The 25,434-nt window shown below is 68.2% G+C and carries 29 protein-coding genes and 6 pseudogenes; 8 read left to right on the top strand and 27 right to left on the bottom strand.

The genetic code is table 11. The features are described from left to right. Positions 1 to 280: 280 nt before the first annotated feature. Complete coding sequence (locus H0B43_RS38040; protein ID WP_185730421.1) at positions 281 to 706, bottom strand: Hsp20/alpha crystallin family protein; 426 nt, start codon at positions 704 to 706, stop codon at positions 281 to 283. A 131-nt stretch (positions 707 to 837) separates the two neighbouring features. Between H0B43_RS38040 and H0B43_RS38035 the strand changes: the two genes are divergently transcribed. Then, positions 838 to 1,368, top strand: a complete 531-nt coding sequence (locus H0B43_RS38035) for a MerR family transcriptional regulator (protein ID WP_185730198.1) — start codon at positions 838 to 840, stop codon at positions 1,366 to 1,368. 624 nt (positions 1,369 to 1,992) lie between these two features. Here H0B43_RS38035 and H0B43_RS38030 read toward each other — a convergent pair. Genes H0B43_RS38030 through H0B43_RS38020 form a run of 3 tightly spaced genes read right to left on the bottom strand, consistent with a single transcriptional unit; the run spans position 1,993 to position 3,895 of the window. Beyond that, positions 1,993 to 2,583, bottom strand: coding sequence for a hypothetical protein (locus H0B43_RS38030; protein ID WP_185730199.1), 591 nt, complete (start codon positions 2,581 to 2,583; stop codon positions 1,993 to 1,995). A gap of 41 nt (positions 2,584 to 2,624) precedes the next feature. Next, complete coding sequence (locus H0B43_RS38025) at positions 2,625 to 3,464, bottom strand: ANTAR domain-containing response regulator (protein ID WP_185730200.1); 840 nt, start codon at positions 3,462 to 3,464, stop codon at positions 2,625 to 2,627. 59 nt (positions 3,465 to 3,523) lie between these two features. Continuing rightward, positions 3,524 to 3,895, bottom strand: a complete 372-nt coding sequence (locus H0B43_RS38020; RefSeq protein ID WP_252190320.1) for a hypothetical protein — start codon at positions 3,893 to 3,895, stop codon at positions 3,524 to 3,526. A gap of 654 nt (positions 3,896 to 4,549) precedes the next feature. Here H0B43_RS38020 and H0B43_RS43385 point away from each other — a divergent pair. The 3 genes and pseudogenes from H0B43_RS43385 to H0B43_RS38010 all read left to right on the top strand — a co-directional run. Next, positions 4,550 to 4,633, top strand: a pseudogene (locus H0B43_RS43385) (hypothetical protein); the annotation flags it as partial. A gap of 91 nt (positions 4,634 to 4,724) precedes the next feature. Then, positions 4,725 to 5,147 (top strand): annotated as a pseudogene (locus H0B43_RS38015) (hypothetical protein); the annotation flags it as partial. 98 nt (positions 5,148 to 5,245) lie between these two features. Then, complete coding sequence (locus tag H0B43_RS38010; protein ID WP_213016560.1) at positions 5,246 to 5,611, top strand: hypothetical protein; 366 nt, start codon at positions 5,246 to 5,248, stop codon at positions 5,609 to 5,611. 245 nt (positions 5,612 to 5,856) lie between these two features. Here the strand turns inward: H0B43_RS38010 and H0B43_RS38005 are convergent, their stop codons facing one another. Then, positions 5,857 to 6,504: a PAS and ANTAR domain-containing protein gene (locus tag H0B43_RS38005; RefSeq protein ID WP_185730202.1), complete on the bottom strand. Its 648-nt coding sequence runs from the start codon at positions 6,502 to 6,504 to the stop codon at positions 5,857 to 5,859. Positions 6,505 to 6,775: 271 nt separating this feature from the next. On the opposite strand from H0B43_RS38005, the gene H0B43_RS38000 reads away from it, so the two are divergent. After that, positions 6,776 to 7,363, top strand: coding sequence for a hypothetical protein (locus tag H0B43_RS38000; protein ID WP_185730423.1), 588 nt, complete (start codon positions 6,776 to 6,778; stop codon positions 7,361 to 7,363). A 5-nt stretch (positions 7,364 to 7,368) separates the two neighbouring features. Here the strand turns inward: H0B43_RS38000 and H0B43_RS37995 are convergent. Both H0B43_RS37995 and H0B43_RS42675 read right to left on the bottom strand, forming a co-directional pair. Then, positions 7,369 to 7,599 (bottom strand): annotated as a pseudogene (locus tag H0B43_RS37995) (Na+/H+ antiporter NhaA); the annotation flags it as partial. 173 nt (positions 7,600 to 7,772) lie between these two features. Beyond that, complete coding sequence (locus H0B43_RS42675; protein WP_282555516.1) at positions 7,773 to 7,907, bottom strand: hypothetical protein; 135 nt, start codon at positions 7,905 to 7,907, stop codon at positions 7,773 to 7,775. A 486-nt stretch (positions 7,908 to 8,393) separates the two neighbouring features. Here H0B43_RS42675 and H0B43_RS37990 point away from each other — a divergent pair, with 486 nt between their 5' ends. Further along, positions 8,394 to 9,269 carry a metallophosphoesterase gene (locus H0B43_RS37990; RefSeq protein ID WP_185730203.1) on the top strand — a complete coding sequence of 292 codons (876 nt, stop codon included), beginning with the start codon at positions 8,394 to 8,396 and terminating at the stop codon, positions 9,267 to 9,269. A 65-nt stretch (positions 9,270 to 9,334) separates the two neighbouring features. On the opposite strand, the gene H0B43_RS37985 is transcribed toward H0B43_RS37990, so the two are convergent. The 9 genes from H0B43_RS37985 to mrf all read right to left on the bottom strand — a co-directional run bounded on the left by H0B43_RS37985 (position 9,335) and on the right by mrf (position 15,601). Further along, positions 9,335 to 9,904 (bottom strand): histidine phosphatase family protein, encoded by a 570-nt coding sequence (locus H0B43_RS37985; RefSeq protein WP_185730204.1) that lies wholly within the window; start codon positions 9,902 to 9,904, stop codon positions 9,335 to 9,337. Next, positions 9,901 to 10,242 carry a hypothetical protein gene (locus H0B43_RS37980; protein ID WP_185730205.1) on the bottom strand — a complete coding sequence of 114 codons (342 nt, stop codon included), beginning with the start codon at positions 10,240 to 10,242 and terminating at the stop codon, positions 9,901 to 9,903. Before H0B43_RS37980 ends, H0B43_RS37985 begins: the two co-directional genes overlap by 4 nt. Positions 10,243 to 10,472: 230 nt before the next feature. After that, a complete protein-coding gene (locus H0B43_RS37975) occupies positions 10,473 to 10,709 on the bottom strand; it encodes a hypothetical protein (RefSeq protein WP_064079968.1) in 237 nt (78 codons plus the stop codon). Then, positions 10,706 to 10,966, bottom strand: coding sequence for a ribbon-helix-helix domain-containing protein (locus tag H0B43_RS37970; protein ID WP_185730206.1), 261 nt, complete (start codon positions 10,964 to 10,966; stop codon positions 10,706 to 10,708). Before H0B43_RS37970 ends, H0B43_RS37975 begins: the two co-directional genes overlap by 4 nt. 312 nt (positions 10,967 to 11,278) lie before the next feature. Next, the gene (locus tag H0B43_RS37965) at positions 11,279 to 12,217 is read right to left on the bottom strand and encodes a recombinase family protein (RefSeq protein WP_185730207.1); all 939 of its coding nucleotides are present in this window, start codon (positions 12,215 to 12,217) and stop codon (positions 11,279 to 11,281) included. A 158-nt stretch (positions 12,218 to 12,375) separates the two neighbouring features. Then, entirely contained in the window at positions 12,376 to 13,515 is a 1,140-nt protein-coding gene (locus H0B43_RS37960; RefSeq protein ID WP_185730208.1) for a GTP-binding protein, read from the bottom strand. Between the two features lie 330 nt (positions 13,516 to 13,845). Further along, complete coding sequence (gene rpmF / locus H0B43_RS37955; RefSeq protein WP_185730209.1) at positions 13,846 to 14,019, bottom strand: 50S ribosomal protein L32; 174 nt, start codon at positions 14,017 to 14,019, stop codon at positions 13,846 to 13,848. Between the two features lie 65 nt (positions 14,020 to 14,084). Next, positions 14,085 to 14,339, bottom strand: a complete 255-nt coding sequence (locus H0B43_RS37950) for a type B 50S ribosomal protein L31 (RefSeq protein ID WP_185730210.1) — start codon at positions 14,337 to 14,339, stop codon at positions 14,085 to 14,087. Next, positions 14,336 to 15,601 (bottom strand): ribosome hibernation factor-recruiting GTPase MRF, encoded by a 1,266-nt coding sequence (gene mrf, locus H0B43_RS37945; protein WP_185730211.1) that lies wholly within the window; start codon positions 15,599 to 15,601, stop codon positions 14,336 to 14,338. The genes H0B43_RS37950 and mrf overlap by 4 nt, the downstream gene beginning before the upstream one ends. Before the next feature lie 101 nt (positions 15,602 to 15,702). Here mrf and H0B43_RS37940 point away from each other — a divergent pair, with 101 nt between their 5' ends. Beyond that, on the top strand, positions 15,703 to 15,963 hold the full coding sequence (locus H0B43_RS37940; protein WP_185730212.1) for a hypothetical protein: 261 nt from the start codon (positions 15,703 to 15,705) through the stop codon (positions 15,961 to 15,963). Positions 15,964 to 16,184: 221 nt separating this feature from the next. On the opposite strand, the pseudogene H0B43_RS37935 reads toward H0B43_RS37940, so the two are convergent. The 9 genes and pseudogenes from H0B43_RS37935 to H0B43_RS37895 all read right to left on the bottom strand — a co-directional run. Beyond that, positions 16,185 to 16,424: pseudogene (locus H0B43_RS37935) on the bottom strand (ABC transporter substrate-binding protein); the annotation flags it as partial. A 183-nt stretch (positions 16,425 to 16,607) separates the two neighbouring features. Continuing rightward, positions 16,608 to 18,844: pseudogene (locus tag H0B43_RS37930) on the bottom strand (heavy metal translocating P-type ATPase). Next, complete coding sequence (locus H0B43_RS37925; RefSeq protein WP_185730214.1) at positions 18,828 to 19,121, bottom strand: DUF1490 family protein; 294 nt, start codon at positions 19,119 to 19,121, stop codon at positions 18,828 to 18,830. Before H0B43_RS37925 ends, H0B43_RS37930 begins: the two are co-directional and overlap by 17 nt. A gap of 136 nt (positions 19,122 to 19,257) precedes the next feature. Then, positions 19,258 to 19,503 (bottom strand): WhiB family transcriptional regulator, encoded by a 246-nt coding sequence (locus H0B43_RS37920; protein WP_252190321.1) that lies wholly within the window; start codon positions 19,501 to 19,503, stop codon positions 19,258 to 19,260. 250 nt (positions 19,504 to 19,753) lie between these two features. Further along, on the bottom strand, positions 19,754 to 20,500 hold the full coding sequence (locus tag H0B43_RS37915) for a TIGR03943 family putative permease subunit (RefSeq protein ID WP_185730216.1): 747 nt from the start codon (positions 20,498 to 20,500) through the stop codon (positions 19,754 to 19,756). Beyond that, positions 20,497 to 21,493: pseudogene (locus H0B43_RS37910) on the bottom strand (permease). The gene H0B43_RS37915 and the pseudogene H0B43_RS37910 overlap by 4 nt, the downstream one beginning before the upstream one ends. 61 nt (positions 21,494 to 21,554) lie before the next feature. After that, positions 21,555 to 21,938, bottom strand: a complete 384-nt coding sequence (locus tag H0B43_RS37905; protein ID WP_185730217.1) for a hypothetical protein — start codon at positions 21,936 to 21,938, stop codon at positions 21,555 to 21,557. Positions 21,939 to 22,049: 111 nt separating this feature from the next. Continuing rightward, positions 22,050 to 22,928, bottom strand: coding sequence for an ATP-binding cassette domain-containing protein (locus tag H0B43_RS37900; protein ID WP_312034079.1), 879 nt, complete (start codon positions 22,926 to 22,928; stop codon positions 22,050 to 22,052). Positions 22,929 to 22,935: 7 nt separating this feature from the next. After that, positions 22,936 to 23,916 (bottom strand): metal ABC transporter solute-binding protein, Zn/Mn family, encoded by a 981-nt coding sequence (locus tag H0B43_RS37895; protein WP_185730218.1) that lies wholly within the window; start codon positions 23,914 to 23,916, stop codon positions 22,936 to 22,938. Positions 23,917 to 24,346: 430 nt separating this feature from the next. On the opposite strand from H0B43_RS37895, the gene H0B43_RS37890 reads away from it, so the two are divergent. Further along, positions 24,347 to 24,541 carry a hypothetical protein gene (locus H0B43_RS37890; protein ID WP_185730219.1) on the top strand — a complete coding sequence of 65 codons (195 nt, stop codon included), beginning with the start codon at positions 24,347 to 24,349 and terminating at the stop codon, positions 24,539 to 24,541. 112 nt (positions 24,542 to 24,653) lie between these two features. Here the strand turns inward: H0B43_RS37890 and H0B43_RS37885 are convergent, their stop codons facing one another. Beyond that, positions 24,654 to 24,845 (bottom strand): hypothetical protein, encoded by a 192-nt coding sequence (locus H0B43_RS37885; protein ID WP_185730220.1) that lies wholly within the window; start codon positions 24,843 to 24,845, stop codon positions 24,654 to 24,656. Beyond that, positions 24,842 to 25,420 (bottom strand): DnaB-like helicase N-terminal domain-containing protein, encoded by a 579-nt coding sequence (locus tag H0B43_RS37880; protein WP_185730221.1) that lies wholly within the window; start codon positions 25,418 to 25,420, stop codon positions 24,842 to 24,844. Before H0B43_RS37880 ends, H0B43_RS37885 begins: the two co-directional genes overlap by 4 nt. Positions 25,421 to 25,434: the final 14 nt, after the last annotated feature.

The raw sequence follows: 25,434 nt of genomic DNA, 5'->3' as shown, positions 1-25,434 counted from the left end.
GTGGAGCCGAGATCGTCCACCCCACCGGAGCGGGAGGTGATGGGCGCGGCGGACCGGGCGGCGTGGTGGCCACCCGCGCGAGCAGGACTACGGCCTGCGGCGTGAGCGCGTCGGCGAGGATGCGGTCCGAATCAGCTACGAGCAGAGCGTATTCGAGTTCGTGCCACGTCCGTACCACCTCGCGTGCTGAGCGCTCCCAATCCTCAGGGGCGGTCACCTCCGCGACCCTATTCGCCTGTGTCATCGTCTTCACCCCCTCCCGAACCTGGTCACCTCGGGGTCAGGCGCCTACGGCCTTCCTGTCGGAATGACCGTTGCTGCCGATCTCGATCTTGCGGGGCTTGGCCTTCTCCGCGATCGGGATCGTCAACCGCAGCACACCGGCGTCGTAGTTCGCCTCGATCTTGTCGACATCGAGATTCTCACCGAGGAACAGCTGTCGGCTGAACACCCCGCGGGGACGCTCGGCGGCGACCATCTCCCGGTCCTCGTCCAGTGCGACCCGTTCGGCGCGCACCGTCAGCGTGTTCTTCTCGACGTCCAGATCCAGCGAGTCGACGTCGACTCCGGGGAGATCGAACTCCACCACGAACCGGTCCTCTTCGCGCCAGGCGTCCATCGGCATCACCGCCGGACGGGCCGCGGTACCGAGGATCTGCTGCGTCAGACGGTCGAGATCACGGAACGGATCCGTGCGCATCAACATCATGTCCACCTACCTCCAGAATCCTTTCATCCCATCAGGTAAACTTCCAGCAGATGCTGTAGGTTCGTTATAGCATCTGTCGTAGACTATGACAAGAGAGTATGCGAGAAAATTCCCGATCGGAGCAAAAAATGTCCGAAGAATCCGAACGGAAGAACCCCCAATCACCATCGGTGCGTGGGGTTTACGGCATCTCGGTGGCCGCCGAGCTGTCCGGGTTCGGGGTCGCGGCGCTGCGCCTGTATGAGGAGTACGGGCTGATCACCCCGGGCCGCACCGACGGCGGCACCCGCCGCTACAGCGACTACGACCTGGCCCGGCTCAAACGCATCGCCGAACTCATCGACGCCGGAGTCAATCTCGTCGGCATCGGCCGAGTCCTCGACCTCGAAACCCGTACCGGTGAACTCGAACGCGACAACCTCCGACTGGAAGCGGACAACGCCCAACTCCGCGCCGAACAATCCCCGGCCCCGGCACCAGAGACCGGTTCTGGCCCCGCTGCCGACGAGGACGATCTCGGCCAGGACCGACCCACAGGTGATCCAGCATCGAAGAAGGAGGCCGGCCGTGCTGGGCGCCGGCGGCGCCCGGCCGCCGGGCAGCGAACGCGTCTGCGGGACGGATCAGTCCGGGAACGCGCCACCGGCGACACCCACTGACCGCGGATCACGGTGGCACATCCGGCCCCGGCGTCGGGGGATCGGTGCTCCTCGAACCCCGGACTCGGGTGGGGAATTTCTCGAGGAACACTGACGGCAATGCCCCCCGGGGGACGGCCCCAGCCCTTTCCCTGCGGTCGCACGTGGCCCCCGGCCCCACTCCTTCGGGTGGAGTCAGCGAGGGTCGTGGTGCGGCGATGCCGGTGTCGGGTGCAGGTGCAGGTGGCCGTGGATCACTGCCCGGGCGACCTCGCCCGGAACCGGCTCCGTGAAGCATTGCAGCGCTGACCGTCGCCGTGCTAGGACCTGTGCGTCACATTTTGCGTGACACCGGAATCGAGGCGGCGGAGTGCTTCGGCACCGTCGCCGAGGCGTTCACCGCCGCGCACATCCGCCCCGCGTACACGGCGCCATCACTGGGCCGAGATTCGACCACTCGACCCGCCCCCGCCGCCGGCGGTTCGGCGCCCGCCGCTCCACCTCATCCATCGGATGACCGCAGGAATCCCAAACGCACAACCCCCGTTTCGTGTGCTGCCCCGGGTGCGTAGTACGCGGTCCACCTGCCGCGGGTCCGACCCTCTTGGGGTGTGCTCCCGGGGGTATCCGGGCATCGGGGATGGGTCAGCGTGGTGGCTGGGCGAACTTCTCCCACGCCTGATCCCATACCCGCAGCCGGGACCGGACCAGCAGTCGGTGCACCGCGGCGATCGTCAGTGTCCCGGCCGCGGCACCGACCGCCCACAGCCCACACGTGGCCGAGACCGCCAGCACCGCATTCTCGGTGCTCCCGCGGGTCTCGATGCGTTCCCCGTCCGGTCCCACCTCGAGGGTGATGGTGTCCCCCGCTCGCGCCTGCGGCTGGACCGGAACTTGTCCGGTGTGCGCACGCCCGTCCACCGTCCACCGCGCCCACGACGAGGCGCCGGTGTCGGTGATCCGCACCGCCGGTTCGGCCCGCGGATCGGAGCCGGCGTCGATCAGCAGGACCGCGGGGACCGGCCGCGACCGAGCGTGCAGCGCCCGGCTCTGCTGCTGCAAAGAGGTGAACATCTCGGTCCCCACCGCCGCGCACACCGTCACCCACAGCAGCACCAGCATGATCACCAGTGCCACCACCACCGACTCGACCCGGTCGGTGCGGCGCATCAACGGATTACGGCTGCACGGCTGCAGCCGCCACCACCGCACCGGACCCGGTGCCCGCCCCACCATGGTGTTGCCCCTTCGAATGTTCTCTTGTGCCTTCGGTATCACTACCGCCGGACCCCACCCGTCAATCCACGAGATCGCCGCATCTCGGCGCGCGCGGGTGTCACCGGGTCGGAGCCCGATGAGGGTTTGCTGAATTTGTCGATGAGGTCCTTGGCGACGCGATGAACCTTGGTGTTGGTGCGTTGGGAGATCACGGTCAACCGGGCGAAGGCCTCCTCGGCCCCGATGCCGTGCATCACCATCATCATCCCCTTGGCCTGGTCGATGTCCGCCCGAGAGGTCAGCGCCTCGGTGAGCTGCTCGACCCGCTGCTGTGCGCGCCGCCACCGGCGGGCATTGCCGATCGCAGCCGACGCGGCGGTGGTCAGCAGCTGCATCAACTTCTCGTCGAACGGATCGAACGCCACCGCGGTGCGGGCATAGACATTGAACGAACCCACCAACTCCCCGGGGCCCTCCCCGGGGGTGTCGATGATCAACGGCACCGACAGATACGCCCGGATTCCCGCCTGTCGGGCGGCAGCGGTGAATTCCGGCCACCGGTCCGCGTGTTCACCGACCACGGCGCGGACCGGCAGTCGCGACGCCGCGGCCTGTAGGCACGGACCGCGGTGCGCGGCGTACTGCTCATCGTCGATGTCGGCGGCGTAGTCGTCGGTCAGGGCCACGGTGCGCGGGCCGGTCTCGTCGAGGTGAGTGACGCTGACCGCGTCCGCGTCCGGAACCGCCGCGGCCGCGGTCTGCGCCAGCCGCCCGAGCACGTCCTCGAGCGACTCCTGCGCCGCGGTCTCCTCCCGCAGCATCGTCAGCGCATCGGTGACGGTCTCGAGGGCGCGCGTCGCCTCGGACAGGGGCATCTGATCGGTGCCGTTCACGCTCATCTCGCATCCCTTCCCGCCGGTATCGGCCAGGACCGGTGCCCCGTGCCGATGACACGTGGTTACCGGTCATCCCCCTCGGGGGCCTCGTCCACGCCGTCGTCCCGATCCTCGTCGTCGTAGGCGACGGGAACGGACTGCTCGAGCCGGTCGCCGTCCGGGGTGTCCCATCTCATGTCGAGGTCACCGGTATCCGCCGGATCCGGGTCCACGGCAGCGGTGGCCGGTTGCGTCTGCTCGACCAGATCGGCCTCCGGCGCATCCCAGGCCTCGTCGATCCCGCCGCCGATCAAAGACCGGCCGGCCGCGGGATCGGCAGGCTGAAGTTGTTCGAGGCGATCCGCCTCCGGCACGGTGTGCAACGGATTGTCCACGGTGCTCACCCCTTCGTCGAACCTGGAGATCACTCCGACGTCCATCGAAATTCTTGACATATTCTACGACCGTAAGCGGAATAAATCTACAGTTCCTAGGGAAGATCCTTGCCGCACCGTCCGGTCGGTGCGGTGGTCTCTACCCCAGGGCCGAGACGACGAAGCATAGGACGACGACCAGCGGATACGCGGATGAAGGCCCACGCGTCCGGGGTGACCCCGCCGCTCCCCACACCCGGGTTGCCTGCAGCCGGGAAGCCGGCCCGACAGAAATGGGGCGCACCCCACATGGGCTCCACCGCCCGCCCCGGCGCGAAGCGCACTGTCAGGTGCAGATCAGGACGTGTCGTCGTCTCGTCCGGGCTTTGCGGCAGTTGCCGAGACGGCCAGCAGTCGTCGTCGAGCGGTGACTTCGACTCCGGCCCAAAGCGGGTCTCACGACCAGCTCGCGGCCCACCCCCCGCACGCGCTCCGAGGTGGTCGGGGGTGTGGTGAGGCGGGCGGAGGAGACCTCCGCCGGAGTCCACTCGGCCTTCGGCACGTCGTCGACCGCAGTCGGCGCGCCGCGGTGCTGCTCGCACAGCAGGTACCCGGCACCGAGACCCACCAGGTGAGGACGGGGCAGTCGTCGGACGGGATTCGCGGCGACACCAGGCGGAACAGCGCCTCCGATTCGTCGCCTTTCCCAGGCTGGTCGGGCGCACACTGTTTCACATGGACGACCGCGAAGAACACGACATCGGCGTCGTCCGAAGCCGACTGATTCAGCGCTATCCCGATCTCGAGTCGGAGGTGCTCGAGAGCCTGATCGTGGCCGTGCTCGACCGGTTCGACGGGTGCCGGGTCCGAGATTTCGTCCTCTGTTGGTCGAACGGGCCGCCACGCGCACGTCTTGTCGCCCGACGCCGCGACCGCGGTCATCGACACCGTCCTGGTGCCGCTCCGGACCAGTCTGCGTGCGGTCGCGGTCCTCGGCCTGGTGATCGCGCTCGGTGCGTACCTGACCGGAGGGTCCTCGTCCGCGACGGCGGTACGCCGCGGGTTCGGGCAGGGACTGGACTTCGTCCGGCGGTCCGGTAGCGACCGGCCGCCGAACGAGGTGGAACGGTGGGCCTACCAGCTTCGGATTCCGTTGCGGTGCGCGATTATCGGGGTTGCGGCGCTGCTGCTGTTCTAGCGCTACCCCACCGGCCTGGTCGTGCTGTGGATCGTCCTCATCGCCCTCGCCGCGCTCCTGGCCCTCGAACTCCTCATCCGCCCCGCCCGAACCGCCGCCACCCGGCCACCGACCGAACAGCCGACTCACCCGTAAACCTCGGGTGCCCCGAGAAGCGAGCACCCGATCAAGGAAAGGCAACCGCCGTGACCGACAAGTCCTCGATCAAACAACCCATCGCCGCCGGCACATCGATGGCGGCCGCGGTCATCCTGGTCACCATCGGCATCATCGAATTCTTCCAGGGGCTCTCCGCGGTCGCGAAGGACAAGGTGTTCGTCGCCGGAACCAACTACCTCTACAAGTTCGACATCACCGTATGGGGCTGGATCCACCTCGTGCTCGGGGTGCTGCTCATCCTGGTCGGCATCGCCCTGTTCACCGGGGCGGGATGGGCCCGGGTCTCGGCGATCGTGATCGCCGCGATCTCGATTCTCGCCAATTTCCTGTGGCTGCCCTACTACCCGTGGTGGTCGATCGTGATCATCGCCCTCGACGTGGTCGTCATCTGGGCGGTCTCGACCTGGGCCCCGGGCACGGTCCACAGCACCACGCCGTAGTCCACGCACCCCACACCGACATCGTCCGGCCCCCGATCAGCCGACCCTTGGGGGTCGGCTGTTTCCGTGGGGTTGGGACGGAAATGGCCGTGTCGAGACGGCCTCGGGGCGCGGAGTTCCGGTTGCGGCTCGTTGTTTCGGTGGTGGCGGGGCCGGGCAAGCGGGATGCACGGTCGATTCGGCTGCCGGCGGTCGGGGGATCGAGGTTCCGTGCGTTCAACCCGAGCAGCGCGCGGAACCGACCACTACTTGGGGTGGGGGCGGTGCGTGGTGAGCAGCAGGTGGTCGAACCGGGTCCGTACGTCGTCCGGGAGCACGGTGGTAGTGGTGACGGTGGCGACGAGGTGTTCGGCGACGGTGCGGAGTTTGGTGTTGGTCTGCTGGGAATGCCAGGTGAGGATGTCGACGGCGTGGTCGGCGGGGATGGTGTGGGCGAGCATCAGCATGCTCTTGGCCTGCTCGATCACCGCCCGGGACTTTTCGAGGTCGGCGACCATTTCGTCGACCATGTCGCGGCGGTCCCGGTCCCGGAGGTCGGTGACGTCGATGTAGAACCCGGTCGTGCCGATGACCTGGTCGTGCTCGTCGAGCATCCGATCGCCGACGACGAGGACATGGTGGATCCGGCCGCTGGTGTCGAGGATCCGGTGCCGGCTGCTGAACGGTTGCCCGTCGGCGATCATCTTGTCGAACAGGGCGGCGACCTGCGGGTGGTCGTCGGGGTGTTTGTGGGAGAGCATCAGTTCGGTGGTCGGGGTGACCTGCCCGGGGGTGTAGCCGTGGATGGCGGCGACGGTGTCGGACCATTCCCAGCGGTGACCGTCGAGGAAGAACCGGAAACTGCCCACCCGTCGCGGGGCGCCTGCCCCGACGACCTCGTCGAGATCACTCATTTCCGGTACCTTCCCGGCCCAGCGCATCCGTGAGCCATGGTCATAATTCTTGCCGCGCTGGCTCGACGGACATCGAAAATTTTGCCACACCCGCAGAAACAGCCCAGACGCTTGCTGCCGGAGCGGATGTGCCGGGTCGGGGCGCTCGCTGCGTCACCACTTGTGTCCGACCTGTCGGTCCCCGCCTCTATCCTCGCCGGTAACAGCACCCGGAACCGGTTGAGTGGAGGACACCCTGAGCGTGACCAGCGGCATTTCCCCGCTCCCGGGTATGCCCGTTCCCTCGCCATATGCGGAGGACGAGCAGCTCGCTCTGATCGGACAGCCGCAACCGGTGCGCGTTCCTGCACGACTGTGGCGGTCGTGGCTCACCGAGCCCACGATCGTCGCTCGGTTCGAAGCGAAAATCTATCGGCGTGCCGGGAACCTGTGCACACCATGGTTGGCCGGGGTCTCATCAACTGGCCACGGGTCCTTCCGTGCCGCGAGCCTGCCCGGAACGTCTCGACGTGGCACCGTGCCCGCGCATCTGTTCGCCTACCAACTCGAGTACGGAGTGATCCCGAGGCTGGGGTGGTCCGGTGCCGATGACGCGGTGCTGTGCCATCAATGCGACTTCGCCGGTTGCGTCAACCCACACCACATGCGCCTGGGCACCAACGCCGTCAATCGCACCGAGTACTACCTGCGCCGACGGAACCTGGCCAGTCCACTCGCCGACATCCGCGGTCCCGCCGGGCGCACCCGCGCCGTCGCCGCCGCTGTCCGCGCCGGCCTCGCAAACGGCGACGAACCCGACCGCATCGAGTTACGGATCCGCCGCGCCGAAGCCGCCGGCCTGCCACTCACTCTTTGGTGATTGTCAGTGCGTAGCGACAGATTCAGGTGCCAGGCTTCCGGCCCGAACGTGAAGTCGCGGAGGGTGTCGTAGCTGTCGGACCAGCGGGAGTTCGCCCAGATCATCGCGATCACGGTCGCGGCCAGCAGCAGCGCCCCACCGACGGTCTCCTTCCGCAGGATCTCCGCGATACGGGAGGTCTCCGCCCAAGATCCACGAGGGAACAGCGGCGCTCGGACGGGGCGGGGAGTATTCACACGCTGTCTTTCTCAGTGGTCGGACGAGGTAGGAGGGTGGAGATCAGGGCCGCCACCGATTCGGAAGACGCTCGCGGGGCGAGGGGTCCGCAGACCGGGACAGTGTGGACGTCGGCGCCGAGCAAGGAGGTATCGAACCGGGCCCGAGCGTGTGGGACGTGCCACTGATGGAGCTAGTCGCGGCAGGCATGCCGGACCGGGGCACGATCCTCGGTCTCGTAACAAATGCTGTGGGTGGCGGCCCGAAGATACTTCATGCCCATCACCCGGCCGCCGGTCATGACGAACACATCGACGATCGAACGCAAACGGACGGAGTGAATGGCTCGATGTATATGGTGGGGGGTCCTCGTCCTGGTTGGGATACAGCGGAACAACTTGCCGACCAGACTTCCCGGCGCACCATCCTCACGCTATCGTGGCCGCCCGGAAACCCGGCATCGCCACGGTCGTATCGCAACTCGCCGGATCAATGCTGTTGACCACCGGCGACGACGACGACCAGGATGCCGTGGGTGACGCCCTCAACCGGACGATAGCTGCTGGGTAGTCACGAACCTGTTCCGGAAGGAGGTGAGAACCAATTCAAACCCGCCTGTGACAGCCGCTCCGCCGGAGCGCTGCCCGGTCGGACGCCGTCGCCTGCGCGAACATTTTCGTCCTGGCGGCGATTGGGATGAGTAGGATCGGGGCTGTAGTGCAGTGGCGGAGGGGCTCGCCACCCAACCGCGGATCGATCTCCGCCAACGGTCCCTACCTTCGCACGACGAATGCGCAAAAGGTAGGTGCCCATCATGACCCTCCACCGACACAACCCACGATTTCTACGCACCCCGAAGCGGGTGGCGCTGGCCGGGGATTGGCACGCCAACACCGACTACGCGGTGGAAGCCATCGCGCACGCCCGCAGGCGCAACGCCGATGTGGTGATTCATCTCGGTGACTTCGGGTTCCACTTCAAGCGCGACTATCTGAACGCGCTCGACCGCGCCCTCGCCCAGCATGATCTGGTGCTCGGATTCGTCGATGGCAACCACGAGAACTTCGACTGGCTGCTGGCCCAGCCGGTGGCCGCGGACGGGTTGCGGTACCTGCGGCAGCGGATCGTGCACCTGCCGCGGGGCAAGCGGTGGCGGTGGGGGAACACCCGGTGCCTGGCCGTCGGCGGTGCGCATTCGATCGACAGTTTCCTGCGGACCCCGCAGGTGACGTGGTGGCCGCAGGAGGAGATCACCGCAGAGCAGGCTCGCAGCATCACCGACGGTGGTCCGGGGGTGGATGCGATGTTCTGCCACGATTGCCCGGCGGGGATCGCGGTTCCAGGGATGGAGCGGGACCGATACGGGTTCCCGGCCGAGGCGGTCGCCGCCTCCGAACGCCACCGTCAGGTGTTGCGCGGAATCGTCGACGGTGTGCGGCCGACCCGGTTGTGGCACGGTCATTTCCACCACCGCTATCAGGCGGTCCTCGACGGCGATGGATACCGGAGCGTGATCGACGGCCTCGGCCGGGACAAGGACCCGATCGACAACAACATGGTCGTGGTGAACCTCGCTGCCCTCGGCAACCATCAGGCGGCCTCACGCGATGGGCAAATCCGAGCGGAACACGCAATGCTGTCCCCCGATGAGGAGGGCGAGCCCCCGACGCTGTCGGTCCTACTCGGATGAGCCCGGAGTGCCGAACCTGGTCGCCCGGACTGCCGGGGGCGGGACCGACTCACCGGCGCGAACGGTCAGGGCGGTTTCTGGTCGTAGAGGTCGACGTGCCAGGTGCCGGCGCGGTGGGTGAGTTCGTTCCAGCAGGCAGTGCGCTGGCCTATGTCGACGAGAGTGGGGTCGAGGCAAGCCAGCAGTGCCCGGTTGACCGCGTCGTGCGAGACCAGCACCACGGGCCAGGTGTCGGCCTCGGCGACCAGAGCACGGAACGCGGCCAGGACGCGGTCGGACAGAGCGTCGGCGCTCTCGACTCCTGGGGCGGCGTCGACGCTGCCGAACTCATCGATGACGTCTGCCTTCACGGCTCCGGTCCAGGGCCCGTAGTCGCGGTCGTTGAGCCGGTCGTCGACCAGGACCGCCGTGTTGGCGGCGTCCGCGATTTCCTCGGCGGTCGCCACGGCCCGCCGCAGGGGACTGGAGATGACCACGGCCGGGTGTTTCGTCGCGAGCAGGACGGCCAGCCGGCGCGCTTCGGCGCGGCCCACGTCGTCCAGGGGTGGGTCGGCGAGGCCGCGCAGGCGACCGTCGGCGTTGAGGGCTGTTTGGCCGTGCCGGGCCAGATACACCCGCTGCACTGTGTCGGTCATGCGGTTTCTCCCTTCACCGATCTCGGGGAATCGTTGGGGTCGGAGGGCGGGCTGGTCGGCCGCAGCAGCGGCGAGAGAAGGACGGAGGCCAGCATCCACGCGGCGGCGTAACCGAACGCCACCAGCGGGGAGAGCGTCGACCAGAGGATGCCGGCCACCACCGTCGAGCCCATGTCACCGAATGACTGCACCAATCCGAGTACCCCGAAACCGTTGCCCCGCACCCGTTCGGGCAGGGTACAGGCAACGGCTGTGGATTCGGCGGTCTCGGCGGCCCCGATCCCGACCTTGACCGCCCGCGTCGTGGCGTGAGCACCGGCACCGTGTGATCTGGACATTTCCGAGGTTGGCGCATCCGCCCGTACCGTGGGCCTGCCCGGATCGATCCACCAAAGCTGAGATCAACCCTCGGCGAACGTCTACGCGGACAAGAAGTCCGGGGGCCACCACCGACGTCCCGAACTACAGCTACGTTCGAACGGGCGAGGTGATCGTGGTGCACACCCTCGACCGGCGGCCGCACCGTCCGCCTCTAGCGGAGGCTCTCGTACCGGCCTCGCGGCGATCGCTACAAGAGGTCGAAGTACTGCGAGCGAGCCTTCATGGCATGAATGAGCAGCTCGTTCCCGCTGTCGAAGCGCAGGACAACCAGTTCCAGGAGCCGACCGTTCGGGTCGAAACCCAGCCGGAACTCGCGCGCGGGGTTGTCGTCGTCCAGACCAGCGGTATATACGTGATGCTCTGCCGCGTAGATGCCATCGTTTTCGCTGATCCCGTGTTTGAGCGCGGATTTATGCGCCTTCACGCGACCTGGGTCCAGGCACGCACCGCTTCTCGAATCGCCTCGGAGCGGGAAACATGCTCCTGCTCGGCACGGGCGTTCAAGGCCTTCAGCAATGCCTCGTCCATCCGTACCGGCACCACCGCGCCGGGGCCTTCCCCCACGGTCGGCCGGCCGCGTTTGCGCAACTTTTCGACGTCGTAACCGGCCTCGGCCTCGTCTGCCCACTTCTGGATCATCCCGTCCGTGACGGGCGCTCCGTTGATCGTCTCCTCAGCCATGCCCATTATCGTAATACGAAAATAGTCTCTAGGCCACGATCGGATTCGACACGGCTGCGCCGCGCGGCCGCCAACCAGGCCCCAGGGGCGGTCGATCCGAGTGATACCTGCCGCTCCCGTTCTTGCGGTCCATCGAGCCCGTCCCGGATACAAACAAAAGCCCAGCTAGCAGCTCGAAAAATTTTTTCGTGCGCCTGGTCGAACACCTCGAACCCGGAACGCCACGACCAATGTGAGAAGTATCCACGGAGTTCGTTGCCGGTTGTTCCGACCCGACATGAGAGCCCTCCCTGGGCACCTTCGGCCACTGTCCTATTGGATTACGTGATCGGGGCACCGCAGTGCGGGCACGGTGTCCCAGTCGGCGGCGGTCAGCCACCGGAGAATCGAATCGGGAAGCGCACCGCTCTCCATGGGTGCGGCGGACGGTCCGGTGAGGATGGGGCCGTCACCACAGACGGTGCAGGCGATGTCGACGGCGGGCTGATCGGGTTCGCAATGGCGGCAGTGGTGTCTGATGGTCAGCTGTCCGGGCCTGTCCGGATCCAGGTGCAGCCAATCCACCGCGAGGTCGGCGCGTTGATGCGCGGCCTCGGCGCGAGTGGTGGGCTCGTGCCCGCACGTCGGGCAGATGCGCGAGGACCGTAGAGGCGGCGAAGGTTCGGGCGGCGCCGCGTGCACCGATCGGGTCTTCTTTTCCTTGCTCAGGTGCCCGTACACGGTGGTGCGCGGCACTTTCAGCATGTCCGCGATCTGCGCGACGGTGTGTTCGCCTGCGTCGTACAGGCGTTGCGCGAGCGCGATCTGGTCGGAGCTGAGCTTCGACGGGCGGCCACCCTTGCGGCCGCGGGCCCGGGCGGCGGCCAGGCCGTCGCGGGTGTTCGCGGCGATCAGCTCGCGTTGGAATTCTGCCAGGACCGACAACATCCCGAACATGGCGCGGTCCTCGGCAGTGGCGGTGTCGATGCCCTGCTCGAGCACCTTCAGACCGATGCCCCGCTCGCGCAGGTCGGCGCCGAGGGTGATCAGGTGCAGCATCGACCGGCCCAGCCGGTCCAACCTGGTGATCACCAGGACGTCGTCCTCGCGGAGCCGCTGCAGCACCAGATCCAGCTGCGGCCGTGATGCCTTCGCCCCACCCGCATGGTCGACGTGGATGTCCGCGGCCGCCACTCCGGCGCGGCGCAGTGCGTCGATTTGATGCTCGGGATTCTGGTCTGCAGTCGATACACGTGCATAGCCAAGCAACATATGTCGAAAATACCCCAATCAGAGGTTTTTCGACATAGTTTCTCGACACGTGTTGTCGACGCATTTTCAGGCGATTTCCGCAGTTCGTAGCGGTTGTCGTCAAACCAACAATTTTCGACAAGAATGGCGAGACTGGAGTCCCCATTCCTATCGCCGGTCTAGTGGTCGTGCACCGGCTCCCACGCGGGTAGGGGGTCTTCGAAACGGGTCCACGCGGTGCGCCCTGCCGCCAGTTCGTCGTCGGTGAGCAGCGCACGATCGAGGATGCGGGCGGGCCCGTCCGGATCGAGTCGCACACCGATGAAGACGATCTCCTGTCCGGGTGTCTCCTCGGTCGACGTCCACAGCTGCGCCGGCTCGATCACCAGATTGGGACCGGCCTGCGACCAGATCGCCGCGAGGTCGGGACGGCTCGCGATCCAACAGAAACCCTTGCTGCGCAGCAGTCCGGTGAACTGCCCCAACGCCTGCTCGAGCCGGACGGGGTGGAACGGGCGGGACGCCCGGTACGTGACGCTGCGGATCCCGTACTCCTCGGTCTCCGGGGTGTGACCTCCGGCCAGCTCGTCGGCCCAGCCCGGAGCCTGGGCGGCGAGCTCGGGGTTGTACAGACCCGTCTCCAGGACCTCGCCGAGGTCAACCACCCCTTGCCTGGTTCGCAGTAGCTTTGCGGTTGGGTTGAGCCTGCGCAGCGCCGCCTCCACCGTCCCCGCGGCGCGCTCGCTCACCAAATCGGTCTTGTTCAACAGGATGACGTCGGCGAACTCCACCTGGTCCACGAGAAGGTCGGAGATGCTGCGCTGATCGCCCTCTCCGGCCTCGAGGTCGCGCTCGTCGAGGCGCTGCCCCTTTGCCAGCTCACCGAGGAACGTCGACGCATCCACGACCGTCACCATCGTGTCCAGTGCCGCGACCGCGCCGAGGCTGAACCCGTCCTCGAACTCCCAGTCGAAGGTGGCCGCGACGGGCATCGGCTCCGAAATCCCCGTGGACTCGATGACGAGCTGGTCGAACCGGTCCTCCTCCGCCAACCTCGCGACCGCCTCGATCAGGTCCTCCCGCAGGGTGCAGCAGATGCAGCCGTTGGTGAGCTCCACCAACTTTTCCTGCGTCCGGTCCAAGTGGCCTTGCCCGGCGACGAGCGCCGCGTCGATGTTGACCTCGCTCATGTCGTTGACGATGACAGCGACCCGTCGTCCGTCCCGGTTGGCGAGGATGTGATTGAGCAGGGTGGTCTTGCCCGCTCCGAGAAACCCGGACAGGACGGTGACCGGGAGAGGCGGCCGAGTAACAGTCATTCAATAATGATAACTGTTTTCATTAATGGCTCGGGTACGAGGGCAGTGTCTCGTCAACCGGGCACGGCTCCTTTCGTGCAGCGAGCCTGCCCGGCGCGTCTCGACGTGGCACCGTGCCCGCGCATTTGTTCGCCTACCCTTTCGAGTACGGAGTGATCCCGAGATTGGGACGGTCCCGCCACCGAGAGCGGTGAAGACACCGACCACGCACACCGAAGATGTCGAGGCGCTTCGTCACCCACACCGGGGCGCGCCCGAGGCCGCGAACATCGCGATACCCACCAGTGCCAGGATGGACAGCAGCACCCGCCAAGGTTCGCATGAGGAGCGTCACTTCCCGGCCGGGTCCACCACTCCCAGCTTTACGGCCCTCACCAGCCGGCGCGGCACGCGATGCGTGGCGCCGCCCACCGTCACCTCGACGAGGTCGGGCGCCTGGGCCTTCCACTGCGATCTCCGGCTGCGGGTATTGGACCGCGACATTCTGCGTTTCGGTACTGCCATGGTGTGTCTCCTCCTTCGTCGTCGACCCGTGAGTACTTGTTAACCGCAGGCGGTTAGAGAAGTACTCACGGGCGCTTGCGCACTCCGTAGCGGCGTTCGAACTTCTCGACGCGGCCCGCGGTGTCCATCACGCGCTGCGCGCCGGTCCAGAACGGGTGCGACTCGCTGGTCACGTCCACGACCACCAGCGGATAGGTGTTACCGTCCGCCCACAGGGCGGTGCGGTCACTCGTCACCGTCGACCGCGTGAGAAACGCCGTTCCGGTGCTCGCGTCCTGGAACACCACGGGGTGGTAGTCGGGATGGATTCCTGGTTTCATTCGTGTCCCTCTCTCGATTCGGTTTCTGCATAGGGTGATTCACTGCTCTCGCAGGGATCTTCGTGAAACTGCCCGAACGGGTCGGGCCACGACTGCCAGCCGTCCTCGTCCGCGAGTTCGTCATCGGTGACGAGCGCCCACTGCAGCGCGCGGTCGATCTCGGTGGGGTCGGCCGCGTGCACCAGCACCACCATCGACGTGTGCCGGTCGCCGAAGCGCTCGTCCCAGCACAACGCGGCCATCGCCCGCCGCCCGACCGCGACCTGTCCCTGTTCCTCCGGGGTCATCGCGGCCAGCCAGCGGTCGGCGCTCGCCACCCGCAGTCCCCCACCGGCGGACTCGAACCACAGCGCCTCGTCCGGCTGGGTCGCCACCCATATCCGTCCGCGAGCCGTGACGACGCCCTCGAGCAGCACGTCGATCGCCTCGTGTAGTCGCTCCGGGTGGAACGGCCGGGTGGCGGTGAACTCGACCAGCATCACCCCGCAGTCGTGGGACAGCGGCGGCTGCCCGCGCAGCAGCGGCGAATGGGTGTGCATCGGTTCGCCGCGTCGGGCGTCGGCGGGGATGCGGAGCAGCAACCGCTCGATATCGAGGGTGTCCCCGCCCCAGTCGATCGGCGCGCCCGGTGCGAGCCGGGACAGGACGGCGTGGAGGCGGGCCTGCTGCCAGCCGTCGCCTGCGCTACCCGACACCACCAGGGCGTCGGCGAACCCGACCTGCCCGACCGCGACCTGAGCGACGGTGCGGTCATCGTCCAGCGCGTCGTCGCCGGTGGCGTCGGCCAGCCACGATCCCGCGTCGAGGCAGGTGACGACGCCGTCGACGCGCACGTCCCGCGACGCCGGGCCGTCGATCTGCCCCACCACACCGGACACCGCCACGTGCTCGACCGCCCAGCACACCGCCTCGGGTTCGAGCCTGCGGTCGAGGTGCAGCACGATGCGCTGCACCGAACTGCGGGTGTGCAGGCGGCGGAGCAGCGGAAGAAGGTCCTCGCGCAACGTGCAGGAGATGCAGCCGTGCGCCAGTTCGAGGATGCCGAGGCGCTCGCGCGGCGCCCCCGACTCCAGCGTGGTGACGGTGCGGCGCACGACGCCTTCGCGGACGAGGCCGAGGTCGTGATGCACGACAACGGTGCCGTCGCGGAGCAGCGACCGCGCCGCGTCCTCGGTGCGACCGTTCCACCCGGAAACCAGGATCAGCGGCGTCCGGCCGTCGACTGTCTCACCCACGAGCACCCTTTCGACAACGATTGTCATGACGTAAACGGAAACGCTACATCGGAATTTCGTCGTTGTCGAAAATGATTATCATCGCCTTCTCGTGCCGGGTAAGGTCACGGTCAGCGAGGGAGTGACTGATGGGTGCGGCGTCGAGTCTCGAAGTCGAGGATGTCCGGTGGGGCTGGATTCTGGCTGGCGTCGCTGTCGGCGGCGGCGCAGTGCTGGTAGTGACTCCGATCTACCTGGTGCTGGCCGCGGCGGCCCTCGGATTGACCGGACTGGCGGTGTTCCACCTCGCCCGTCACCGCACCGCCGGGGCCCGGCTGGCCTCACTCGGGCTGGGTGTGTTGATCCCGGCCGTCGCGGTCGCGGCCGTCATCGGAATCAATTCCTTGTAAACAGGTCCGTCCCCGATCTGATGCCGCACACGGGCGGCCGACACTACCGGGGTCACGACGACGACGGTCAACGCCGCATACCCGACGGCATCTGCCGCGGCCGGGTATGCGTCGACAACAAACGGTCCCTGCCTCGCCGGGCTAGCGGCCGAGTACCGCGGCCCCGCCCCGTGGTCGACGGAAACCCTGGGCGGCGGAGCGCCCTTCAGCTGTTCGGTATGTCAGTTCTTCTCGATGTCGGAGTACATCGGGATGCCCTTCCAGTCGATGGTCACGTTCGACACGTTCTCCGACCAGCCGCTCGCGGCGTTGCGGTACCACATCGGGACGGCGGGCAGGTCACGCAGCAGCACCTCCTGCGCCTGATCGGTGAGTTCCTGCGCCTTCTGCGGATCGGTCTCACCGGCGGACGCGCGCAGCAGCCGGTCGAACTCGGGGTTCGAGTAGTCGCCGTCGGAGGACCCGTGCCGCCGCCGCTCGTCGAATCGCCGGACGAGCAGGCGGACAGCATCCCAGCTGCCAGGCAGCCCACCGCAACCACTACCGTTGCCACGCAGGTGATGTGCACCGGGGTCCTCCCAGCTCTCCACGTCTTCCGCGGAGAGTATGGCCGGCTGCTCGAACTTGCATCCTCGTGGACGAGTTCAGAGTGTGTACCGGATCAGCCGCGAGCTGTTACCGACCACGGCGACCGAGGAGGCGTTGTGCAGGACGGCGGCGAGCACCGGGGAGAGGGCACCGCCGGCGCTGACGAGGAGTCCGATCGCATTGACGGCGATGGACATTCCGTAGTTTTGCCCGATGACGGCGACGGCATGGCGGCCGAGGTCGCGGACGTCGAGGATCCGGTCCAGCTCGTCGCTCGCGAGGGCGACGTCGGCGGTCTCGACGGCGACATCGGTGCCGGCCAACCCCATCGCGATGCCAATGTCCGCGGCCGCGAGCGCCGGGGCGTCGTTGGTGCCCGTGCGGCCGCGAGCGCCGGGGCGTCGTTGGTGCCGTCCCCGACCATGGCGACGACATGGCCGGCCTGCTGCAGTGCGCGCACCGCTTCGAGTTTGTCGTCGGGCATGACCTCGGCGCGCCATTCGTCGATGCCGAGTTCGGCAGCAACCGCGGCCGCGGTGTCCGGGTGGTCACCGGTCAGCATCACGATCCGTTTGACCCCGTCGGCGCGGAGTCTGCGCAGCACGGCGGCGGCGTTCGGTCGGGCTTCGTCGCGGAGGCTGATCAACCCGACGAGGGTGCCGTCGACGGCCAACAGGAGCGGGGTTTCCGCCTGGCTGCGGAGTCGGCTGACCCACTGCGCGGCTTCGCCGGTGACGGTGATGTTCTCGTTGCGCAGCAGGGAGGGGCTGCCGAGCAGGAGGGTGCGCCCGTCGGCGATGGTGCGCATGCCCAGTCCGACGAGGACCTCGCATTCCTCGTGCGGGGGAATCTCGATGTGCCGTTCCTCGGTGCTGCGGATGACGGCGGCGGCCAGGGGGTGGCGGGAGTGGATCTCGGAGCTGGCGGCGTAGGCGAGGACTTGTTCGGGGGTCCAGGCGTCGTCGAAGGCGACGATGTTGGTCACCACCGGCCGCCCGACGGTCAGGGTTCCCGTTTTGTCGAACACGACCGCATCGACGCGGCCGGCCTGCTCGAGGTGCGAGCCGCCCTTGATGAGAATGCCGCGGCGGGCACCGTTGCCGATGGCCGCGCTGATCGCGGTCGGGGTGGACAGGCCGACCGCGCACGGGCACGCCACCAGCAGCATCGTCATCGCCCGCCGCACATCGCGGGTGAGCAGCAAGGTCACCGCCGAGAGCACGAAGGAGGCGGGCACGAAGCGGCGGGAGAAGTTCTCCCCGACGGTCTGGATCGGGGCCCGATCCTCCTGGGCCTGCTCGACCCGGGTGATGATGCGCCCGATGGTGGTGTCCTTGCCGACCGCCGAGGCGGTCACCACCAGGCGACCGCGGATGACCACGGATCCGGCATGGACCCGATTGCCGGTCTCGATGCTGACGGGCAGGGTCTCCCCGGTGATCGCCGACTGGTCCACGATCGCCTGTCCGTCGACGACGGTGCCGTCGACGGGGATCGCCACGTGATCGTGGACGATGACCTCGTCGCCGACCTCGAGGCGCTCGACGTCCACCGACACCTCGGAGCCGTCCGGGAGCCGCACCCAGGCGGTGTCCTGCGTTCCGGTCAGCAGCTCCGAGATCGCCCGGCGGGTCCGGCGCAGGGTCAGATCCTGCAGGTATTCCCCGATGTTGAGCAGCCACAGCACGGTCAGGGCCACCACGTTTTCCCGGAGCACCAGGCTGGCGATGGTGGCCGCCGACACCAAAGCGTCGGTGCCCGGGGACCGTTTGCCGGCGAGCGCGCGCAGCGCCCCGCGCAGGAACGGGTAGCCGGTGAAGACGGTGGCACCGGTGGCGACGAGACGGCCGGTGGGGCCGAGCATCGGCGGCCGGCGCAGGGCGTACCGGCGCAGTCCCAGCAGGGCCAGCGCGGCGCCGCCGATCGCCATGCGCAGGACATCACCGGTGGTGACCTCCGCCGACCGGGGTGGCCGATGCGGGACGTGTGACCGAGAAGTCTTCTCACCGGTGGCGATGGCGTCCAGGACTTCGTGCAGGTCGGCTCGGGTGCGGGAGTACCAGACCACGACCGCCGCGGTGCGCGGGTAGGCGTGCACGGCCCGCACCCCGGAGATCATGGTGACGGCGTCCTCGACGGCGACCGCCCGTCCGGGACTGGATGTGAGCCAGTCCGCCCGGATCCGGAGGCGCCCACCGGCATGGGCCACGACCCGCACGCCGTCCGGCACGTCGGCATCGGTCAGCGCACCGGGTGCCGTGGGGGCGGCGCCGATGTCAGTGGGCGTGGTCATGCCCATGCCCATGCCCGGGCTCGGGCTCGGTGGGCAGGGAGGCCTCCTCACCGATCCGCTCCTTGGCTTCGGCCACGACATCGGAGACCGAGAGCCGGGCGGACTCGGCGCCTTCTTCGGCCTTGCGGACCCCGCGCAGACCCCAGGCCGTCGCCGTCACCGCGGCGCCCCGCAGCGGGGCCTTCCCGACGAGTTTCTTGACCCCTTCGTACGCGGCCACCCCGACCGCGCCCGTCACGACCGTCGACGCCGCCTTCACCACCAGCGCATGCAACATGAACCCACTCCTCTTTGTCACGGATCCCGTGCCCGCACCCAGGTGCCCGAGCCGGCAGGACCTCTCTACCGGGGACTTGTGTCCCATGCTAGTGCCCCGCCAAGCGCCCTGACCTGCGCAAGGGGAAAGCCGGAAGCTACTGTTGCTCACTGCGCCTCGTCGGCCTCTGGGCTGCCGCGCGCCTGCGCTCGCGCTCCGTCATCCCGCCCCACACGCCGTACGCCTCGCCCGTTGCGAGTGCGTAGTCACGACAGGGCCGCATCACCGTGCACTGGGCGCACAGCTTTTTCGCCGCATTCTCGCGCCGATCCCGTGCCGTGCGGCTCTCGCCGGTGGGCGAGAAGAACGTCCCGGTGTCGGTGCCGCGGCACCGAGCGCGCATCGGCCAGCCGGTCGGGTGACTCGGTCGGTGCGGTCTCCGCGGACGCGACTCAGACGAAGGTGGGGGTACAGCAGTCATCCATTAATGATAACCATTGCCAATAAGGGTGGGTGGGGTGGCTGCACTGTCGAACCGACCTCCGGGCGCCGCACCCTCACCGGACCCGAAAAGACTCTGGTCAGCGGGCCGTTACCGCCCAGCCCGCCGTGGGCGCGGGAGGGTGGGTTCGTGTGGCCGTCGTTCGGGCCGGTCAGTACGCGTAGGTGTTGACCGGGGCCGGGATGCGGGACGCGTGCGTGACCGTGAGGGTGGGTGTGTAGCCGGTGCCGGCGGTAGCGGAGCCGGTCTGCACGACCCCGGTGACCGACAGCCAGGTCCCCTCGGGGATGTCGCCGAGGTTGCCGTCGAGGTGCACCCGGATGGTGCGGGCATCGGCGGCGCAGCAGATGATCAGCACCCGGGCCAGGTCCAGGCCGTCACGGCCGCCGTCGACCCGGGCGGAGCCGCCGTGGCCGGTGGCGAGCACGAACCCGGCGGTGGTGATCCGACGGTGCTCGAGGCTGCCGGTCGAATCCCGGGCCGCCCGCCCGATGACCTCGAGCAGCGGCACTTCCGGTGCGGGACCGTCCGGGAGCGGCGGAAACGCCGTCTTCTCCGGCGCCCCCATCGTCTGCTGCGCCGTCGACGATCCCACCGACGACGCCCCTAGCGCGGGCGGTGCCACGAACAGGATCACCGCGGCCGGCACCAGCAGCATCCAGTAGGGCCGGGTGCCGTGCCGGTGCCCATCCGAGTCATCGTCTGCGTCCGGCGCCTGCCCACGGCGAACATCGCGGGCAATCGCGGCGATTCCCAGGACAATGATCAGCAGGGCGGCGGCCAGCAGATACGGCAGCAGGCCGGGTTTGACGTAGCGGACGTAGCTGCCGTCGACGGCGATCTTGACCAGCGCCCCGCCGACCAACAGGAGCAGAACGTTCGCGGTCTCGCGGTTCACCGGACACCACCGAGCACGAGATACCCGGCCACGCAGGCGCACACCACCGCGACGACGAAGGTGAGCGGGGCGAACCGGATCGTGAACGCGCGGCCGAAACTACCCGCCTGCATGGCGATGAGCTTGACGTCCACCGCGGGCCCGACCACCAGGAACACCAACCGCGGCAGCAACGGCAGCATCGAGATGCTCGCCGCCACGAACGCGTCGGCCTCCGAGCACAGGGCCAACACGACCGCCAGCAGCGCCATCACGAGGATGGCGAGCAGCATCTGCCCCGCAAGGTGCTCGTAGATCCACGACGGCACCAACACGTGCAGCCCGGCTGCGGCCGCGGCGCCGAGAACCAGGTACGACCCGGCCTGCAGCAGATCGTGACGGGCGGATTCGGCGAACACCACCCACCGGGAACCACCGCTGTCGGTGTCGTAGTGGCGCAGCCTCGCGGTGATCCACTCGGCCCGCCCCAATTCGGGACCACACCCACCCCATGACCAGTGCGGTCGCCAGCGAACCGGCCAGGCGTGCCACCACCATCGCCGGCTCACCCGGGAAGGCGACGGCGGTGGCGACCAGTACCACCGGGTTGATCGCCGGAGCGGACAAAAGGAACGTCAACGCCGCCGCGCTCGGTGCCCCCTGATCCATCAGCCGGCGGGCCACCGGCACCGCCCCGCATTCACATCCCGGCAGGGCGGCGCCCGCCAGCCCGGCCACCCCGACCGCCACCGATTCACGCCGGGGCAGCACCGCGCGCAGCACCCGCGGGGACACGAACGCGGCGAGCGCCCCGCTGATCAGCACCCCGAGCACCAGGAACGGTGTCGCCTGCACGAAGACGCCGGTGAACACGGTGGCAGCGGTCTGCAGCGTCGGAAACGAGTTGACGAAGCCGATGAGCGAGTGCCGGAACAACAACGCCGCGACCAGCAGCGCCCCGAACACGTGCATCGAGGTCAGACGGGGCCCGGTCGCAGCATGCACGCGCCCCATCATGCCTGCCCCGACCGGAGGCAACCCGGTGCCACGGCCGCCCGCATCACTCGGTACTGCGCTACGGACGCCGCCGCAGCGACGGTGGCGCCGTCACCGGACCTCGTGACCAATCGGCGGCGACCCATTCCACGAGGGCGGAGTAGGTCCGCGGAGCATCGGCGCAAGCGATCCACGTCGCGCCCTCCGGTGTCGCGCTGTGCGCGGGCCGGTAGGCGACACCGACGACAGGACCCTGGCTGCACGACCCCATACACGGGAGTCGCACCAGCACCCCACCTTTCGTGGTGCGGATCAGGTTCCGAATCCGCTCGGGGCCTTCCGCGCGGAACACATCGGACGTGGATTCGTCACCGCGGCGGCGCCACAGGGCGGCGCACCGCATTCCCGCGCACAGTCCCACCGTCGGACCACCCTCGTCGGCAGGGTCGGTGCGAGCAACCATGACACCTCCGTAATGGAAATCATTTCCGTTAAAGGTAGCAGGGTCCGGTGCCCTGCTCGGTCCTCGCCGGACCGTCAACGGCGCCGCCGCGTAGCGGTCGTCACCTGCTGCTCACCGGTCCTCCTCGGGGAGGTGGCGCACACCCTCGCCGGGGCGCAGTCCGCCCGCGCCGGTGAGGGCGTCGAGGTCGTCGCCGGTCCCGATCACGATGACGCGGCCGTGTACGTGCAGCACCTCGACGTCGGTGCGGTACAGCTCCGAGAGCACCGCCGAGGTCATGACCTCGCCCGATCTGCCGATGCGGAACCGGCCGTCGACGAGGTAGAGCATCCGGTCGACCAGCGGCAGGATCGGATTGATCTCGTGGGTCACGAACAGCACCGCGGTCTGGTGGGTGCGCCGCCGCCGGTCGATCAGACCCGAGACCCGGCGCTGGTTCGCCGGATCCAGGCTCAGCAGCGGCTCGTCGCACAGCAGGACCTGCGGATCCCCGACGAGGGCCTGCGCGATCCGCAGCCGCTGCTGCTCCCCGCCGGACAGCGACCCGATCGGTGCGTCCGCATAATCCTGCGCCCCGACCTCGGCGATGGCGGCGTCGACGATCGCGCGCCGGGCCCTCCGCCGGCGCAGGCCGGTGCCCCACCGGTGGCCGTCGACACCGAGCCCGACGAGGTCGCGTCCCCGCAGCCGCGGCCCGTCGTCGAGGGACTGCTGCTGGGGGATGTATCCGGCGTGGGCATTGCCCGCCCGGGCCGGGGATCCGGCGATGCGTGCGGTGCCGGAGCGCAGGGCGAGCCGGCCGAGCAGGACCTTCAGCAGCGACGTCTTGCCGGATCCGTTGGGGCCGAGGACGGCGACGAACTCGCCCGGTTCCACGGTGAGGTCGAGGTCCTGCCACAGGGTGCGGTCACCGAACGCCAGCCGCGCCCCCCGCAGCTGCACCGCGGGGGTGCGCCGGTGGTCGGCGTTGCTCGACATCGGTTCGGTCACAAGACGATCAACCCCTATCGAGCGCTGCGGCCAGCGCCTTCGCGGTGTCGGTCTGCCACTGCAGGTAGTCGAGGCCCTCGGGCAGGGTTTCGGTGACCTCGACGACGGGAATCCCGTCCGCCTCGGCCGTCGCCCGCACGTCCTCGGTGACGTTGTCCTGGGTCTGCACGTTGTAGACCAGGGCCTTGACCTGCTTGTCCGCGAACAGTTGCCGGACGGCGGCGACGTCGGCGGCCGCCGGGTCGTTGCCGTTCTCGATGGCGCTGGTGAACCCTTCCGGAGTGACATCCCGCAGGGCGGCCTCCTCGAGGAGATAATGGGCGATCGGCTCGGTCACCGCGACAGGGGCGTCCCGATGGGTCGCGGCGATCGAGTCGGTCACCGCCGTGATCTGCGCGAGCTGACCGGAGAAGGCGTCCGCGTTGGCCCGATACGCGCCGGCATTGTCGGGATCGAGTTCGCCCAACTGGTCCGCGATGGCATGCGCGGTCGCCTCGACCACCGCGACGTCGTACCAGACGTGCTCGTTGATCTCGCCGTGCTCGTGCCCCTCGGGTGACTCGCCGGTGGGAGCCGCCGCGCTCTCGTGCCGGTCCTGTCCTCCGCCTTCGAGAATGTCGACGGCGTTGACGGTGCGCTGATCACTGTTTCCGTTGCCGCTGCCCAGGATGTCGTCGACGAACTGGTCGTACCCACCGCCGTTGTAGACGACCAGGGACGCGTCGGAGATCGTCGCGGCATCGGCCGGGCTCGCCTCGAACGAGTGCGGATCCGAGGACGGCTCGGTGATGATCGAGGTGACCTCGGCCCTGTTCCCGGCGACGGCCTGGGCGACGCTGCCCCACACATTGGTCGAGGCCACCACAGTCACCGGGCCGGCGGCCGTGTCGGTCTCCTGGTCGGACCCACACGCGGTGAGGGTCAGGGCCGCGGCAACGGACAGGCCTGCGGCCACAGTGGTGACACGGAACGATCGGGACCAAGACACGCGAAACTCCTCGATAGAAAAACATGATCAGTATTGGGAATCATTACCACTAAACCGTCGTGCGGTCGACCCCCGGGCGAGATAAAGGCGTCCCCGCACCCCGTCCCGACATGGCTTGTCGCGGACTCCGCCGTGTGATCACCCGGGAGTTCGCACCGGCCGCCGGGCGCGCCGGATCATCGTCGTTCGTGCCTGTCGATGACCTCGTCGGCGACGGTCTGCACGACGGCGGCGTCGTGGCCCTGCGGGGCTGTGTCGACCCCGCATGCTGTTTGCGACGTCTCTATTGACGGAAGCGCCAGGCCCAAGTGATGATTGGGGTATCCCACCTGCGGTGGGGAGAGGGCTCGCCCCTCTGTTGGAGATCACTCATTGGGCAGCACCACAACGGTTGCTGTCGTCGTGTGTCCGCCAACAGAAAGGGGTCCACATGGCCCAACCCGAAATCCTGGTCTCGATCGCCCTGGTGATCGCCGCGTGCTTCGTCTTCTTCGTGACCGCCTGCCTGGTCACCGCCATCCTCATCGTTATCCTCACCGGTAGCACCGTCGGTCTCCGCGACTTCGCGAAGGTGATCGCCGCTGTCGGCCGGGTGGTCAGGTTCTGGTTCCGGTTCGGCAGCTGACCCGCAAGACCTCAAACGCCAGGGGAGTCCCCGGCCTCGGGCCGGGGACTCTCCTCATACGGATTTCCGCCTATCCGTATTTCCGCATTTCCGTTCACGCGGTTCTCCCGCATCAGAACAAGGCGCCTTGGTTCTCGCCCGCGGCTGCGTCGGTGCGCTGCTGGTAGGCGGAGGCGAACGCGCGGGCCGCGGATTCGGTGCAGCCGATCTCCCGGCCCACCTGCGTCCAGCTGAGCCCCGCTTCGTGGAGGTTCCACGCGTCACGTTCGTCGTCGGTGTGTATGCCGTTGGCGTGGAGGGTCACTGGCCTTCTCCTCTGAGGTGGTTGAGACGATTGGTGGCAACTCGCTGCCGGCGCCCGAGCGCGACCATGTGCTCGAAGAGCTGATCTTCGGGCAGCTGCTCGGCGGCTTGCGCGAGGGACTGGGCGGCGGCGCGGAAGCTGCGCCGGTACGCCTGGCTGACAACGGTGCGGGTGTAGTGGTCGACGGCGATGCGATCGGCTCCGCGGGTGGTGATGTTCGCCAGGTAGCGAGACCGTTCGGAGCCGTGGTGGCCGGCGAGGTTTCCGGTGCGTTCGAGTTCGGCGGCGACCATCGTGGTGTCGTGGGGTTTTCCGGCGCGCACGAGTCGGGCGATCACGGTGAACAGTTCGCGGTGGATGGGTCGTTCGAAATCTTCGGCCTCGAGGGCGGCGACAGCCCGGGCCGCAGCCTCAGTGGGCGCCCACAAGAGAGCACACAGGCAGAGGGCCTCGACATCGGTATGAGTATTGGTGTCGATTTCGAGGCCCTGAATCTGGTCGGTGTCGACGGCGGTGTCATCCGGGACGAGCGCGAGGGCGGCGGCGGTCACTGGGCGGTCCTTTCGTGATGGCATGGTCGTCGGGCCGG

It is taken from the genome of Rhodococcus sp. 4CII (assembly GCF_014256275.1).
Taxonomy (GTDB): domain Bacteria; phylum Actinomycetota; class Actinomycetes; order Mycobacteriales; family Mycobacteriaceae; genus Rhodococcus_F; species Rhodococcus_F wratislaviensis_A.
Note: the sequence above shows the minus strand (reverse complement) of the source record. Positions and strands in the feature narration are given on the sequence as shown.

Coding starts and splice junctions, on each gene's coding strand:
- mrf (WP_185730211.1), bottom strand. CDS start 15,601: ATGACAATCGTTGTCGAAAGGGTGCTCGTGGGTGAGACAGTCGACGGC.
- H0B43_RS38020 (WP_252190320.1), bottom strand. CDS start 3,895: ATGTCAAGAATTTCGATGGACGTCGGAGTGATCTCCAGGTTCGACGAA.
- H0B43_RS37880 (WP_185730221.1), bottom strand. CDS start 25,420: ATGCCATCACGAAAGGACCGCCCAGTGACCGCCGCCGCCCTCGCGCTC.
- H0B43_RS38005 (WP_185730202.1), bottom strand. CDS start 6,504: ATGAGTGATCTCGACGAGGTCGTCGGGGCAGGCGCCCCGCGACGGGTG.
- H0B43_RS37960 (WP_185730208.1), bottom strand. CDS start 13,515: ATGACTGTTACTCGGCCGCCTCTCCCGGTCACCGTCCTGTCCGGGTTT.
- H0B43_RS38025 (WP_185730200.1), bottom strand. CDS start 3,464: ATGAGCGTGAACGGCACCGATCAGATGCCCCTGTCCGAGGCGACGCGC.
- H0B43_RS37940 (WP_185730212.1), top strand. CDS start 15,703: ATGGGTGCGGCGTCGAGTCTCGAAGTCGAGGATGTCCGGTGGGGCTGG.
- H0B43_RS37890 (WP_185730219.1), top strand. CDS start 24,347: ATGGCCCAACCCGAAATCCTGGTCTCGATCGCCCTGGTGATCGCCGCG.
- H0B43_RS38010 (WP_213016560.1), top strand. CDS start 5,246: ATGGCGGCCGCGGTCATCCTGGTCACCATCGGCATCATCGAATTCTTC.
- H0B43_RS37980 (WP_185730205.1), bottom strand. CDS start 10,242: ATGTCCAGATCACACGGTGCCGGTGCTCACGCCACGACGCGGGCGGTC.
- H0B43_RS37965 (WP_185730207.1), bottom strand. CDS start 12,217: ATGTTGCTTGGCTATGCACGTGTATCGACTGCAGACCAGAATCCCGAG.
- H0B43_RS37970 (WP_185730206.1), bottom strand. CDS start 10,966: ATGGCTGAGGAGACGATCAACGGAGCGCCCGTCACGGACGGGATGATC.
- rpmF (WP_185730209.1), bottom strand. CDS start 14,019: ATGGCAGTACCGAAACGCAGAATGTCGCGGTCCAATACCCGCAGCCGG.
- H0B43_RS37905 (WP_185730217.1), bottom strand. CDS start 21,938: ATGGTTGCTCGCACCGACCCTGCCGACGAGGGTGGTCCGACGGTGGGA.
- H0B43_RS37950 (WP_185730210.1), bottom strand. CDS start 14,339: ATGAAACCAGGAATCCATCCCGACTACCACCCCGTGGTGTTCCAGGAC.
- H0B43_RS37985 (WP_185730204.1), bottom strand. CDS start 9,904: ATGACCGACACAGTGCAGCGGGTGTATCTGGCCCGGCACGGCCAAACA.
- H0B43_RS38035 (WP_185730198.1), top strand. CDS start 838: ATGTCCGAAGAATCCGAACGGAAGAACCCCCAATCACCATCGGTGCGT.
- H0B43_RS37990 (WP_185730203.1), top strand. CDS start 8,394: ATGACCCTCCACCGACACAACCCACGATTTCTACGCACCCCGAAGCGG.
- H0B43_RS38000 (WP_185730423.1), top strand. CDS start 6,776: ATGCCCGTTCCCTCGCCATATGCGGAGGACGAGCAGCTCGCTCTGATC.
- H0B43_RS37920 (WP_252190321.1), bottom strand. CDS start 19,503: ATGCGCGCTCGGTGCCGCGGCACCGACACCGGGACGTTCTTCTCGCCC.
- H0B43_RS37925 (WP_185730214.1), bottom strand. CDS start 19,121: ATGTTGCATGCGCTGGTGGTGAAGGCGGCGTCGACGGTCGTGACGGGC.
- H0B43_RS38030 (WP_185730199.1), bottom strand. CDS start 2,583: ATGGTGGGGCGGGCACCGGGTCCGGTGCGGTGGTGGCGGCTGCAGCCG.
- H0B43_RS38040 (WP_185730421.1), bottom strand. CDS start 706: ATGTTGATGCGCACGGATCCGTTCCGTGATCTCGACCGTCTGACGCAG.